The 12,682-nt window shown below is 66.8% G+C and carries 14 protein-coding genes; 9 read left to right on the plus strand and 5 right to left on the minus strand.

Annotation, left to right across the window (positions count from 1 at the left end; translation table 11 throughout):
* Positions 1-18: 18 nt before the first annotated feature.
* On the minus strand, positions 19-633 hold the full coding sequence (locus tag CYAGR_RS04430) for an esterase/lipase family protein (protein WP_015108579.1): 615 nt from the start codon (positions 631-633) through the stop codon (positions 19-21).
* Positions 634-887: 254 nt separating this feature from the next.
* The gene (locus tag CYAGR_RS04435) at positions 888-1,070 is read right to left on the minus strand and encodes a hypothetical protein (RefSeq protein WP_156818382.1); all 183 of its coding nucleotides are present in this window, start codon (positions 1,068-1,070) and stop codon (positions 888-890) included.
* 285 nt (positions 1,071-1,355) lie between these two features.
* Between CYAGR_RS04435 and CYAGR_RS04440 the strand changes: the two genes are divergently transcribed.
* The gene (locus tag CYAGR_RS04440) at positions 1,356-1,871 is read left to right on the plus strand and encodes a hypothetical protein (RefSeq protein ID WP_015108581.1); all 516 of its coding nucleotides are present in this window, start codon (positions 1,356-1,358) and stop codon (positions 1,869-1,871) included.
* Positions 1,872-1,894: 23 nt separating this feature from the next.
* Here CYAGR_RS04440 and CYAGR_RS04445 read toward each other — a convergent pair whose 3' ends face one another.
* Complete coding sequence (locus CYAGR_RS04445; RefSeq protein WP_015108582.1) at positions 1,895-2,488, minus strand: MarC family protein; 594 nt, start codon at positions 2,486-2,488, stop codon at positions 1,895-1,897.
* A gap of 181 nt (positions 2,489-2,669) precedes the next feature.
* Between CYAGR_RS04445 and CYAGR_RS04450 the strand changes: the two genes are divergently transcribed.
* The gene (locus CYAGR_RS04450) at positions 2,670-3,287 is read left to right on the plus strand and encodes a hypothetical protein (protein WP_015108583.1); all 618 of its coding nucleotides are present in this window, start codon (positions 2,670-2,672) and stop codon (positions 3,285-3,287) included.
* Here the strand turns inward: CYAGR_RS04450 and CYAGR_RS04455 are convergent.
* Entirely contained in the window at positions 3,278-4,144 is an 867-nt protein-coding gene (locus CYAGR_RS04455; RefSeq protein ID WP_245552602.1) for a lysophospholipid acyltransferase family protein, read from the minus strand. The two genes, CYAGR_RS04450 and CYAGR_RS04455, sit on opposite strands and share 10 nt — an antisense overlap.
* A 74-nt stretch (positions 4,145-4,218) precedes the next feature.
* On the opposite strand from CYAGR_RS04455, the gene CYAGR_RS04460 reads away from it, so the two are divergent.
* Complete coding sequence (locus CYAGR_RS04460; RefSeq protein ID WP_342662072.1) at positions 4,219-4,695, plus strand: thiol-disulfide oxidoreductase DCC family protein; 477 nt, start codon at positions 4,219-4,221, stop codon at positions 4,693-4,695.
* Between the two features lie 164 nt (positions 4,696-4,859).
* On the opposite strand, the gene CYAGR_RS04465 is transcribed toward CYAGR_RS04460, so the two are convergent.
* Positions 4,860-5,738, minus strand: coding sequence for a DUF6671 family protein (locus tag CYAGR_RS04465; protein ID WP_015108586.1), 879 nt, complete (start codon positions 5,736-5,738; stop codon positions 4,860-4,862).
* 166 nt (positions 5,739-5,904) lie between these two features.
* On the opposite strand from CYAGR_RS04465, the gene CYAGR_RS04470 reads away from it, so the two are divergent.
* The 6 genes from CYAGR_RS04470 to CYAGR_RS04495 all read left to right on the plus strand — a co-directional run bounded on the left by CYAGR_RS04470 (position 5,905) and on the right by CYAGR_RS04495 (position 12,677).
* Entirely contained in the window at positions 5,905-6,615 is a 711-nt protein-coding gene (locus CYAGR_RS04470; protein ID WP_051017032.1) for a Crp/Fnr family transcriptional regulator, read from the plus strand.
* Positions 6,572-7,081: a phosphate-starvation-inducible PsiE family protein gene (locus CYAGR_RS04475; protein ID WP_015108588.1), complete on the plus strand. Its 510-nt coding sequence runs from the start codon at positions 6,572-6,574 to the stop codon at positions 7,079-7,081. Before CYAGR_RS04470 ends, CYAGR_RS04475 begins: the two co-directional genes overlap by 44 nt.
* A gap of 386 nt (positions 7,082-7,467) precedes the next feature.
* Entirely contained in the window at positions 7,468-8,802 is a 1,335-nt protein-coding gene (locus CYAGR_RS04480; protein ID WP_015108589.1) for a CmpA/NrtA family ABC transporter substrate-binding protein, read from the plus strand.
* A gap of 51 nt (positions 8,803-8,853) precedes the next feature.
* Positions 8,854-9,681, plus strand: coding sequence for a nitrate ABC transporter permease (gene ntrB, locus CYAGR_RS04485; protein ID WP_015108590.1), 828 nt, complete (start codon positions 8,854-8,856; stop codon positions 9,679-9,681).
* Positions 9,682-9,847: 166 nt separating this feature from the next.
* Positions 9,848-11,845 (plus strand): ABC transporter ATP-binding/substrate-binding protein, encoded by a 1,998-nt coding sequence (locus CYAGR_RS04490; RefSeq protein ID WP_015108592.1) that lies wholly within the window; start codon positions 9,848-9,850, stop codon positions 11,843-11,845.
* Between the two features lie 25 nt (positions 11,846-11,870).
* Positions 11,871-12,677: a nitrate ABC transporter ATP-binding protein gene (locus CYAGR_RS04495; RefSeq protein WP_015108593.1), complete on the plus strand. Its 807-nt coding sequence runs from the start codon at positions 11,871-11,873 to the stop codon at positions 12,675-12,677.
* Positions 12,678-12,682: the final 5 nt, after the last annotated feature.

The following is a 12,682-nucleotide window of genomic DNA, read 5'->3' on the forward strand; positions in this document are numbered from 1 at the left end:
GTTGGGTCCGGAAGCGGCTCAGGGGCGCAGCAGATCGGCCACCAGGGGATCGAGGGCCGCCGGGTGGCGCAGCAATTGCTGGTGAGTCCAGACCGGCAGCATCCGCCGCGGCCCGATCGGCAGCACCGCCCGCCAGCCCGGCACCACCATCAGATCGAAGACCGTGGCGTAGCTGCGGCAGTCGATGCCCTGCAGCAGGGTGAGGTCGGCATTGAGTTCCCGCAGCAACGGGCTGCCCACCTTGAGGTCGGCGATGCCGGCCAGGGGCCGGCGGGGCCAGGGCTGGGCCGTCAGGGTCCCCAGCTGGGGGCTGCCGAGACTGATGAAGCGGCGGGTGCGGGCATGGCCTCCCAGCCGCTGGATCCAGGTGCGGGCGATGACGCCGCCCATGGAGAAGCCCAGGATGTCGAGCGGCTCCGCATTCCCGAAGGCCGCCTCGATCGCGGCGGCCAGGCGCTGGGCCGAGATCTCGATCGAAGCAACACCGAAGCGGAGCGGCAGGGCCGGCTTCAGCAGGGGATGGCGCCTGCCGGCCAGCCGCCGATCAAGTCGGTCAAAGACCCGGGGCGTGTCGAACAGGCCATGGACCAGGACCAGCGGCGGACACGGAGGAGTCTCAGGGCCGGCAGCCATGGCAGCGGAGAACTGGTCCTGACCATCCTGCGGCGCGCGCAGGAACACGTGTTGGAAAAGGTCTCCTGCAGGGAGGGGCGTTCAGCGGACCGGCTTCGGGTCTCGCGGCTCAACGTAAACTCGCTGGATCAGGGACCAGAGACTGGCTGGGATCCGCTGTTGAAATGGTTTTTGGGATGGGCGGGCGGTCAGGGGCCGGGCGCTGTTCGGGGGCTGGCCTGAAGAGGCAAAACGGAGGATCCGTGGCCGGTGGATTACTTGGTCAGGGGAGTGGAGGGAGCATCGACCGTGCGGAAGAAGCTGTCGCTCGTCCGGGAGGTTGTGGTCATGCCCGCCGAGGAATCGGCCTTCGACTCGGGGAAGGGGATCACCAGCATCGAAATCAGAAAGGCGGCACCGCTGATGGCTGCCACTGCCAGCTGGGCTACCGGGCTCACAGGATCCATGGCCGTCGTTTCACTGCTCATTAAGAGTACACCAAGTCATCGCTCACGGCCATGGTCGGCTGTGCAGTGCTGCTGCAGGCCTGCCTCGCTCGGGTTGAAAGGTCAAGAAAGCCATCGCCGACCGACGTTTCGGGGCGTGAGCGGCCCCTGGATCGACCCTTCTCCGTCGCGGCGAAGCCATCGGCTGGCCCGCCCGCTGGGCGCCGATAAACTGAAAAAGTGAGGAGAGCATCGGTGACTGGCCCAACGGGACCCACCCCCCAGGACCCGCCCCGGATGAGCCGTTACGAGGCGCTGGCGGAGCGCTGGCGGCTGCAGAGCCACAGGAGCGACGAGCTCCACGAGACCCTGCGCACCCACTCTTACCTGCTGCTCACCGAGCTGGCGACTGAGCTGGGCGTGGAGGCGAAGACCTGGAAGGAGCAGAGGAACCCCTTCCATCGTCGCTACGTCGAGTACCGGCTCTCTCCGTTTGCCGGATCGGAAGGGGAGACCCGGATCGACCGTTACACCGCCAAGGGCGAGCTGGAATTCGCCATCGTCCTCACCTTCGATCACGGGGAGGACCGGTTCCCCAAGACCCGCTTCCTCGTGCCCTTGGCCACCCGCATGTACCGGCAGCACCCCCAGTTCTGCCTGTGGGACCCGGTCGCGGCCGCACCCCTGGAGGGCTTTCTCTGGGTGGCCACCCGCCCTGCCGTGATTCAGGACATCCTCACCGTGCTGGATCAGGAGCTGGCCATCGACCCGTTCGAAGGACCGCCGACCCCACCGCGGCTTGGTTGTCTCTGAGTGTTCCTGGCACACCGGACCCTTCAGGCCAGCACCGGAAAGCAGCCCCTGAGGCCACTGACGAGCATCTGGACGGCGATGGCGCTCAGCAGCAGACCCATCAGGCGGCTAATCACCTTCTCCTGGAGTTCCCCCAGGGCCTGACGCAGGGGCATCGACGCGATCAGCAACAGATAGATCACGATCGCCAGCAGGCCGATCACACCGCTGAGGGCGAGCCTGCCCTGCCAGGCGGCGGGGGCATCGGCCACCACCAGGGAGATGGCACCGGGGCCCGCCAGCAGCGGCAGGCCGATCGGCACCACGCCTGCACTCTCCTCGGTGCCATCCAGGGAACCGTGGCTCACCTCCCGTCCATCGATCAGGCGCAGGCCGATCGGCAGCAGAATCAGCCCCCCGGCCACCCGGAAGGCCTCGAGGGTGATGCCGAACAGGTCGAGCAGGCCCTGGCCCCACCAGCAGGCGGCGATCAGGGCACACAGAAAGGTGAGCACCGCCAGACGGCTGATCCGGCGGATCCGCACGGGGTTGCCCCCACCGGCCTCCACCACCACCGGCAGCAGACCGATCGGCGAGCTGATCGCCAGCAGACCGACGGCCGTGTTGATCAGGGACATGGGGGCCCCGGGGACACCGGCAGAGCGACGACCATCATCGGAGCCATGGGCCCGCCCATCGGAGCCCCGGGCCCGGCCCCACCCCCGGCGCACCAGTCACATCCGGTCATCACCCCGGGGAACCCTCCCCATTGCACCCCTGGCATCTGGCGATTGACTGGGTTCCCTTCGCCCTCGACCCATGGTCCCCGCATCGGCCCGGCTCCGGATCCGGGCGGCACTGATCACGCCGGTCCTGCTGAGCCTGCTGCTTCCCGCCCAGGCTTCGGCCGCCACCTACCAGGCCCTTTGCGGCAACAACCCCTGCACCATCAACCTCGACGCCAACGGCATCGGTGACAGGAAGAGCTTCATCCCCATCGGCAGAGTCGCCCGCTGGTTCGCGGGCGGAGCGGAGACCTACGACACCACCAACGGCACCGTGGGGGCCGTTGGTGGCGGCACCGCCGGAGCCATCGCCGGTGGCCTCCTGCTCGGCCCGATCGGCCTGGTGGGGGGCATGGTGGGCGGGGCCGTCGCCGGATCCAAGGCCGGCAGGACGGCGGACCTGTACTTCACAGTGGTGGGCTACGACAGCGCCGGCGACAAGACCACCCTCAACTTCCGCTTCGTGAATCCCAGGCCCGCCAACCAGATGAAGCAGGAACTGCCGGTGTTGACCGGTCTGGCGATGGGGGAAACGCGCTCCCTGGCGGAACTGCAGCGCCGGGTCGATCCCCTGCCGCAGCGGCTCGGCAACGGCAGCGGGCCCCAGTCGATTCCCTCCCAGTCCTACGGGGCTCCCTCCCGTTACCGCTGAGCCTCGACAGCCAGCTGATCCAGGGCCTGCTGCATGGTGGCGGTCACCCGCTGGTAGCAGGCCTGCACATAGGCCCGGTCCCGGCTGGCGGCGTGGCCGCTGCGCTCCAGGCGGATCGGCGGGCACACCCGCGTGTGGATCGGCACCGGCAGGGGCAGGTTGAGCAGCGGTCCCAGGGCCAGGCCCCAGGGGAGGCCCAGGTAGAGGGGCATCACCTCGGGATCGATGCCGAACAGCCAGGGCATCCCCCGCTCGTGCAGCGCCCGGAACTGGGGATAGAGGTCTTCGAGCACCACCAGGGTGTCGTGGGCCCCCCAGGAGATCACCGGGACAATCGGCAGGTCGTGCCAGATCGCCAGGCGCAGGAAGCCGGTGCGGCCGGCGAAGTGGATGCGGCCCCGGTCCCGGTGGGGACGGAAGGTGTCCTGCCCGCCGCCGGGGTACACCAGCAGACTGTTTCCCTCCTCCAGGGCCGCCAGGGCCAGGCGGGGGTGATAGGGGATGGCGCCGGTGCGGGCGGCCAGATCCGCCAGCGGCGGGTAGCCCAGCCAGACCTTCGGATGCGCCAGCCCCAGCACCGGGCGCTCCAGACCGAAGCGGCGGAACCAGTCGTACATGACCATGTGCATGTCGGGCGCCGCCAGCCCGCCGTTGTGGCTGCCCACGAACAGCACCGGATCGGCGTCGGGGATGTGCTCCCAGCCATCGGAGACGACGCGGAAATAATGGTCGTAGAACCAGCCCCAGAACGGCATCAGCTGACGGATCAGCGCCGGGTCCCGGCGGTGCCAGCGGTGCAGCGCGGCCTGGCGGCAGACGGTCATGGGGGACAGGGGAGTGCGCTGGAGTCTGGCCACCGGACGGGTGCCACCGCAGCGGCGGCTGCTTTTTCTAGGCTCACGGGGTGTCTGGAGCCCCAGCCATCCCCCTGTTGCCGCCCGCCCCCATGGCCGAGCTCACCCTGCTGTTCGATGGCGGCTGCCCCCTGTGCCTGCGGGAGGTGAACACCCTGCGCCGCCGCGACCGGGGGTTGGGCCGGCTGGCCTTCGTGGACGTCAATGACCCCGCCTACGACCCGGCCCGCCACGGTGGCATCACGTACGCCGACGCCATGGGCCGCATGCACGCCCTGCGCGCCGACGGCGCCGTGATCCGGGATGTGGAGGTGTTCCGCCAGGCCTACGCCCTGGTGAACCTGGGCTGGCTCTATGCCCCCACCGGCTGGCCCCTGCTGCGGCCCCTGGTGGATGCCCTCTACGGGCTCTGGGCGCGCTGGCGCCTGGCCATCACCGGCCGGCCGTCCCTGGAGGTTCTCTGCCGCGACCGATGCGCGATCCCTTCTTCTGCTGCCGTGGAACCGCAGACTCCGGACCAGCACCTCCAGCCCGTCACCAGGAGCGGCCGATAAAAAATCCGGCGGAGCCCTTGAACGTGCCCCACCGGATCGGGATTCCAGGAGGAATTGACCTTAGGAACACCATCCCATCCGCGCTGACAGCCGGACACCTGGCCGGGTAGCTGCCACGACCGATCGGTCAGGCGGATCGGGCTGGCAGGATCCAGAAGGTTCTCTCAGGGATTGCAGCGCGGGCAATCTCCCGGATCGGCCGTGAGCTGACCATCCTGGCGGGGCCGCTCCTCCTGATGGGCGCAGGCGACGCAGCCCCACACCTCGGCCAGCAGGCGCTCGGTGGGGTGGCCGCACCAGCGGCAGGGCAGGCCGACCCGCACGTCGCAACGGCCCCAGCCCGGCGCACCGCAGGCCGGACAGGGGCGGGCGATCCGGCGGACCAACCGGAATGCCAGCGAGCGGATCGCCCCCCGTCGGGTCGGGTTGCAGTGGGCCCGCATGTCGGTCTCCAGCCAGACCGACCCATCGGCCGAGGCCCGGCCACAGCGGTCCAGGGCCTCGGCCAGCGCCGCAGGGGTCCGCAGCCCTTTGATCAGGGGCTGGCCGGCGCCGTCCCTGCCGTGGGGGCGGGCGATCAGGGCATGGGAGGGAAAGCCCACCCGATCGAGCCAGTCCTGGATGTCGTCCTGTGGTGACACCCGCCGGCCGTCGAAGTTGGTACGAGGCGCCACAAGGCTCTCGGCGATCACCAGACCCTCGCGGCGGTCCACGAAGGTGAGCCACTCGGTGCCCACCGTCAGCCAGGGGAGGGAGGGGTGGGACCCGAAGCTGCCCTCACTGGCCAGCCCGAGATCCAGACCCGTGGCGTCCATGCCGGCCTCCGCCTTGAGCCGGCAGGTTTCAAGGGCATCGGCGGGACGGGGCCGCTCGCCGCTGAAGGTGCCGAGCAGGTCCGTGTCGAAGCCGGCGGCCAGAACGAGGCGGAGGTCGAGGCCTTGGCGGAAGGGCCTGGCCAGCAGACGTTCCTTGCCATGGCGGGTGGCCAGGCTGACCGGACGGCCAGCAAAAGCCGCCGGAAGACGACAGGCGAAGGGGGGCAATCCGATCACCGGGACTTATCGGCTGGATTGGTAATCCTGCGTTGAGGTAGCACCCAGCAGCCGAATCCAGTCATTAATGTTCCCGGACTCCAACACCAGGTCCTGCCCGGTGGTTGGGCGCCACACAACGATCACACCCCTCAAGCCCAATCATCCGCCGCTCGCCATGCAGCCCGCCGGAGCCCCCCGCCATGCCATTCGCCGTGACATGACCCTCGCCATGCCCGCCCGACCGCTGCAGCTCACCCTCCGCGCCGATGATCACGTGCCAGCCGACATCAGCTGGCGCATCGATGACGGCTACATCCGCGCCAACACCTGGAACGAGGAGGGCGAGTCCATCACCCTCGGCATCTGGGGACCGGGCGAGCTGATCACGCCCACCGGCTGTGATGTGACGCCCTACGAGCTGATCTCCCTCACCCGGGTGGTGGTGGTCGAATACGAGCCCAGTGAGCGCGAGACCCTGGACTTCATGCGGGATCTGTTCACCCAGACCACCCAGTTGCTGCAGATCCATCGCGTCCGACCCGCCGATTCCCGGCTGCTGCGGTTGCTGCACTGGATCGGCACCCGCTTCGGTCGGGTCAGCAGCAGCGGCACCACCCTGTCCCTGGAGGACATGAATCTGACCCACCGCCAGCTGGCTGATATCGCCGGCATGACCCGGGTCACCGTGACCAAATCCCTGACCCGGTTCCGCAGCAAGGGTCAGGTCGTCAAGGTCAGCGAGGCCGATCTGCTCGTGCCCCGCGACGCCAGCCAGGAGTGCGCCGACGACAACACCGCCACCCTTCCCGTGACCTCGCTTCGGTTTCCGAAGACGCTTCGCCATGAACCACCCGCCCACCGGAACGCCGGTTTCGACACCCCATGACGCCATCCCCTGGCATCAGCAGCTCCGCCGCAGCCAGATCGTCCAGTCGCTGGAGGCTGTCCAGGACCTGATCGCCATTTCCCTCTGCCTGGGCCTGTTCGGCGTGATGGTGCTGCAGCTGAAGCGAACCTTCTCGACCCTGTTCTCCACCTCGGAGTTCCACGAGGTCACGGCCGACATCCTGTTCATCCTGATCCTGGTCGAACTGTTCCGCCTGCTGATCATCTACCTGCAGGAACAACGGGTGTCAATTGGCGTGGCGGTGGAGATCGCCATCGTCTCGGTGTTGCGGGAAGTGATCGTCCGCGGTGTATTGGAAACGGACTGGCAACAGATTCTGGCGGTCTGCCTGTTTCTGATGACCATGGCCCTGCTGATGGTGGTGAGGGTCTGGCTGCCACCGACGTTTGCCGGCGTCGACCCGGAAGCCCAGGTGTCGGCAAGGATGCGGCAGCACCAGGAGTAGGGCGTTCATCAAGGATCACCAGGCACGGGTAGTCCGGAATACCCATCTGAGATGTCGCGCTTGCCATCGCCAGGCCCGTGCCCTATATCTGCCGCCCCAGCAGGCAAATCCGCATCCGATAAGACAGGTTTATCCAGAAGATTTGTAAGCCTGCTTGGAATGGGCACCCACTAATCCAAGCCAGCCACTAACGTTGCCGGACTCCAGATTCCGGTGCCAAGAACCACCCTTCACCGCTTCGATCTGGGTTCATTCTGTCCACCTTCATCGTGCCTCCAGGAGACAATTTTCCTCCGCCCAATCAACCCCAGGGATCTGTTCCTTGAGCAGTCCCTTTCTTCTTCACTGGCCATCCCATTTCTCCCCCTCGCTCCTACCCGGACGCCATGACCAGTCGCCGTCGCTTCATCACTCTCTTCGGGGGCGCCTTCGGCACCTCCCTGCTGCTCGCGGGATGTCTCGGCAATCCCCCTGACCGCAGCGGCTCCACTGGCACCGCCCCCAAGCCTGATGTCGCCGCGGCCGCCAAGCTGGAAACCACCACGATCAAGCTGGGCTACATCCCCATCCTCGAAGCCGCTCCTCTAGTGGTGGGTGTGGAGAAGGGCTTCTTCGCCAAGCACGGCCTCAAGGTGGAACTGGCCAAGCAGGCCAGCTGGCCCGCCGCCCGCGACAACGTGGTGCTGGGCTCCGCCGGAGGCGGCATCGACGGTGGCCAGTGGCAGCTGCCCATGCCCCATCTGATCACCGAAGGCATCATCACCGACGGCAAGAAGGTGCCCATGGCGGTGCTCGCCCAGCTGATCAGCCAGGCCAACGGTTTCGCGGTGTCCAACAGCCTCAAGGACGACAACCTGGGCCTGGATCTGAGCCCGAGTGTGGATGTCTTCAAGCGCTTCCCCGAAAAGGAGGGGCGCAAGTTCCGCGCCGCCTACACCTTCCCCAACGCCAACCAGGACCTCTGGATCCGCTATTGGCTGGCGGCCGGCGGCGTCGATCCCGACAAGGACATCGAACTGCTGACCGTGCCCTCCACCGAAACCCTCCAAGGGATGCGCAACGGCACCATGGAGGCGTTCAGCACGGGGGATCCCTGGCCGTTCAGGATCGTCAAGGATGACATCGGCTACCTGGCCGCCCTGACAGCCCAGATGTGGCCCGCCCACCCCGAGGAATTCCTGGCGGTGCGTGCCGACTGGGTCGAGAAGAACCCCAAGGCGGCGGTGGCCCTGGTGAAGGGACTGATCGAGGCCCAGCAATGGGCCGACAAGCCCGAGAACCGCAGCGAAGTGGCCAAGCTGATCAGCTCCCGTGCCTACTTCAACACCCCGGTGGAGGTGCTCGAACCCGCCCTCAAGGGCCAGTACCTGCTGGGGGCCGACCGGAAACCTGTGAACGATCCCAAGCTGGGGCCGATCTACTGGATGAGCGATCGGGGGGTGATCTCCTATCCCTACAAGAGTCTGAGCCTGTGGTTCCTGGTGGAATCCCTGCGCTGGAACATGCACCCCGGCAAGCTCACCACGATCGAGCAGGCCAAGGCCCTGGTCGACAAGGTGAATCGGGAAGACATCTGGCGCCAGGCGGCCACCGAACTGGGGCTGCCTGCCAAGGACATCCCCACCGGTTCCTCCCGCGGCAAGGAGACCTTCTTCGACGGTGTCGTCTTCGACCCCGAAAACCCCCAGGCCTACCTCGACAGTCTGAAGATTAAGCGCTGATCTTCACCCCCAACGGATTCCATCCCTTCCTTCCAGGACACCTTTTCTTCCATGACGCTCACCACACCCAACACCCCCAGCTCAGGTCCCCTGCTCTGGTGGAAGCGCAACCGCAAGCTGATCCTGCCGCCGGTGTTCGGCATCCTCGGCTTCCTGCTGGTCTGGCAACTCAGTGCCAGCCTCGGTCTCACCCGACTTCCCGGCCCCCTGAGCCTGTTCACCGAAGTGCGCACCCGCGACTTGCTTCTGTATCCCTTCTATGACCGGGGTGGCCTCGACAAGGGGCTCTTCTGGCAGACGATGGCCAGCCTGGGCCGGGTCGCCCAAGGGTATTTCCTCGCCGCCGTGGTGGGCATCGGCGCCGGCATCGCCGTGGGCCTCAACAAGACCCTCAACCGCGCCTTCGATCCCCTGTTCCAGTTCCTGCGCATGGTGGCGCCGCTCGCGTGGGTGCCGATCGCCCTGGTGATCTTCCAGAAGAACCAGCCGGCCGCCATCTTCGTGATCTTCATCACCGCCGTCTGGCCGATCCTGATCAACACCGCCGAGGGCGTGCGTCAGATCCCCCAGGACTATCACAACGTGGCCCTGGTCCTGCAGATGTCGAAGAAGACCTTCTTCACCAAGGTGCTGATTCCTTCCGCCCTCCCCTACATCTTCACCGGTCTGCGCATCTCCATCGGCCTGGCCTGGCTGGCGATCATCGCCGCCGAGATCGTCATGAGCGGCATCGTCGGCATCGGCTTCTTCATCTGGGATGCCTACCAGCAGAACTACGTCAGCGACATCCTTCTTGCCGTGCTCTGGATCGGTGGCATCGGCCTGCTGCTGGATCGGCTGATGGCCTGGCTCCAGTCCCGCATCTCCCCCGGTCAGTGAGCCAGCAGCCATGAACCTGCCTACCGCCCTGAGGCCCTTTGGATGGCTTGAAGCCTGGATGAGCGAGAAGAAGAATGTGATCCGCTTCCTGCTGGGCCGCCTCCTGCTCATGACCGCCATGGTCCTGGCCTTCACCCAACTCCACCTTTCGCAACCGTGATCCGCCATGACAGCACTCGTTGATGTTCAGAACCTCGAAAAGAACTTTCCCCTCAGCGGCGGCGGCAACTACCTGGCCCTCAAGGGGATTGATCTGGAGATCCGCAAGGGGGAGTTCATCTCCCTGATCGGCCACTCCGGCTGCGGCAAGTCCACCCTGCTCAACATGATCGCCGGGCTGGATCTGCCCACCGGCGGCACCGTGCTTCTCGAGGGGGAGACGGTGAAGCGTCCGGGACCCGACAAGATGGTTGTGTTCCAGAACTACTCCCTGCTGCCTTGGCTCACCGTTCGCCAGAACATCGCCCTGGCGATCGAGGAGGTGATGCCCGACCTGGGCAAGCCGGAGCAGGACGCCCTGATCGACGAGCACATGGAGATGGTGGGACTGACCCAGGCCGCCACCAAGCTCCCCGGCCAGCTCTCCGGGGGCATGCGCCAGCGGGTGTCGATCGCCCGGGCCCTGGCGATCAAGCCCAAGCTGCTGCTGCTGGATGAACCCTTCGGCGCCCTCGATGCGCTGACGCGGGGGAATCTGCAGGAGAAGCTGATGCAGATCTGCAACGAACACGAGCTCACCGCGGTGATGGTCACCCACGACGTGGACGAAGCGGTGCTTCTCTCCGACCGGATCGTGATGCTGACCAACGGGCCCGGCTCGAAGATCGGCGGCATCCTCGAGGTGGACATCCCCCGGCCCCGCCAGCGGCTCACGGTTGTGCACCACCCCAGCTACTACAGCCTGCGCTCGGAGATCATCTACTTCCTCAACCGCCAGAAGCGGGTGAAGCAGTGGCAGGCCCGGCCCCACAAGGTGCTGGCCCGCCATGGCCTGGAGAAGGTGAATCTCGACCTGGGCTTCATCCCCCTGGCGGCCTGTGCGCCACTGGCGATGGCCGAGGCCAAGGGCTTCTTCGCCAAACACGGTCTCGACGACGTGCACCTGGTGCGGGAGACCAGCTGGCGGGGGGTGGTCGACGGTCTGGTCGACAATACCCTCGACGCGGCGATGATGCCCTCGGGCATGCCCACCTGGATGACGGCCGGCGGCCACGGCGATGATCCGCTGCCGATCGTGACCTCCCTCACCATCAGCCGCAACGGCAACGAGGTGACCCTCGCCAAGCGACTGGCGGAACAGGGCGTCAGCACGGTGGAGGACTACCGGGCCTGGCTGGGCAGCCACGAACGGGAGCCCCATCGGATCGGCATCGTCCACCCTGCCTCGATGCACAACCTGCTGCTGCGCTACTGGCTGGCGGCCAACGGCATCGACCCCGACAAGGACGTGCACCTGCAGACCCTGCCGCCGGCCCAGATGCTCGCCGACCTCAAGGACGGCTCCATCGACGGCTACTGCATCGGCGAACCCTGGAACTTCCGGGCCGCCAGCAGCGGTCATGGGGTGCCGATCGTGGGGGATCTGGAGATCTGGTCGGGCCATCCCGGCAAGGTGCTCGGCGTCCGCGAGGACTGGGCCCTGGCCTATCCCAACACCCACATCGCCCTCACCAAGGCCCTGCTGGAGGCCTGCCGCTACTGCGCCGATCCCGCCCACTGGCCGGAGATGAGCGACCTGCTCAGCGACCGCCGCTACCTGGGGATCAAGGCGGACCTGATCCGCTTCAGCGGCCAGCCCGGCGAAAGCGACCCCTTCGCCCCCCACGGTGAGCCCCACCACCTGTTCTTCGGCGCGGGCCTCAACCGTCCCAGCCGCACCGAGCACCTCTGGATCCTCACCCAGCTGGCCCGCTGGGCCGAGATCCCGTTTCCGCGCAACTACGTGGAGATCCTGGAGCGGATCTGCGCCGTCGGCGTCTTCAGCACGGCGGCCCGCGAGCTGGGCATGGACGACGTCAGCTACCAGCGCCAAGGCATCGAACTGTTCGACGGCCGCGCCTTCAACCCCGAGGACCCGATCGGTTACCTCAACGACGTGTCCCTGCACCGTGACTTCAGCATCGCCGAAATCCCCATCGGCCAGCCCCGTGCCATCAGCGTCTGAGTCCCCATCCGTACCCCCTCCCCCCATGATCACCACCGCCACCCAACCCCTGCTGCGGTTCGACGCGCTGGGCAAGGTCTATCCCACCCCCACCGGCCCCTATCCGGTGCTGGAGAACGTCAACCTGCAGGTCGAGCAGGGTGAGTTCATCTGTGTCATCGGCCATTCCGGCTGCGGCAAATCCACCCTGCTGAACATGGTGTCGGGCTTTTCGACACCCACTGCCGGCCAGGTGCTGCTCAACGGCCGGCCGATCGAAAAGCCCGGCCCCGATCGGATGGTGGTCTTCCAGGGTTACGCCCTGCTGCCCTGGATGACGGCCTACGAGAACGTCTACCTGGCCATCGACGAGGTGAAACCGGACCTCTCCAGCCGCGAGAAGCGGGAGATCGCCGTGGAGCACCTGGCGATGGTGGGCCTCGAGAAGGCCATGGAGAAGCGCATTCCCCAGCTCTCCGGTGGCATGAAGCAGCGGGTGGCCATCGCCCGGGCCCTGGCCATCCGCCCCGAGGTGCTGATCCTCGATGAACCCTTCGGGGCCCTTGATGCGATCACCAAGGAGGAGCTGCAGGAGGAGCTGCTGCAGATCTGGAACACCCAGAAATGCACCGTGCTGATGATCACCCACGACATCGACGAGGCCCTCTTCCTGGCCGATCGGCTGGTGATGATGACCAACGGTCCGGCCGCCTCGATCGGCGAGGTGATGCCCATCGACTTCCCCCGGCCGCGCAACCGGGAGGACATCATGGAGGATCCGAAGTACTACGAGCTGCGCAACACCGCCCTCGACTTCCTCTACAACCGCTTCGCCCACGACGACGTGGAATGAGGCCC

This window comes from Cyanobium gracile PCC 6307, assembly GCF_000316515.1.
GTDB classification, from domain to species: domain Bacteria; phylum Cyanobacteriota; class Cyanobacteriia; order PCC-6307; family Cyanobiaceae; genus Cyanobium; species Cyanobium gracile.

Coding starts and splice junctions, on each gene's coding strand:
- CYAGR_RS04495 (WP_015108593.1), top strand. CDS start 11,871: ATGATCACCACCGCCACCCAACCCCTGCTGCGGTTCGACGCGCTGGGC.
- CYAGR_RS04430 (WP_015108579.1), bottom strand. CDS start 633: ATGGCTGCCGGCCCTGAGACTCCTCCGTGTCCGCCGCTGGTCCTGGTC.
- CYAGR_RS04445 (WP_015108582.1), bottom strand. CDS start 2,488: ATGTCCCTGATCAACACGGCCGTCGGTCTGCTGGCGATCAGCTCGCCG.
- CYAGR_RS04475 (WP_015108588.1), top strand. CDS start 6,572: ATGAACCACCCGCCCACCGGAACGCCGGTTTCGACACCCCATGACGCC.
- CYAGR_RS04470 (WP_051017032.1), top strand. CDS start 5,905: ATGCAGCCCGCCGGAGCCCCCCGCCATGCCATTCGCCGTGACATGACC.
- ntrB (WP_015108590.1), top strand. CDS start 8,854: ATGACGCTCACCACACCCAACACCCCCAGCTCAGGTCCCCTGCTCTGG.
- CYAGR_RS04440 (WP_015108581.1), top strand. CDS start 1,356: ATGAGCCGTTACGAGGCGCTGGCGGAGCGCTGGCGGCTGCAGAGCCAC.
- CYAGR_RS04480 (WP_015108589.1), top strand. CDS start 7,468: ATGACCAGTCGCCGTCGCTTCATCACTCTCTTCGGGGGCGCCTTCGGC.
- CYAGR_RS04490 (WP_015108592.1), top strand. CDS start 9,848: ATGACAGCACTCGTTGATGTTCAGAACCTCGAAAAGAACTTTCCCCTC.
- CYAGR_RS04450 (WP_015108583.1), top strand. CDS start 2,670: ATGGTCCCCGCATCGGCCCGGCTCCGGATCCGGGCGGCACTGATCACG.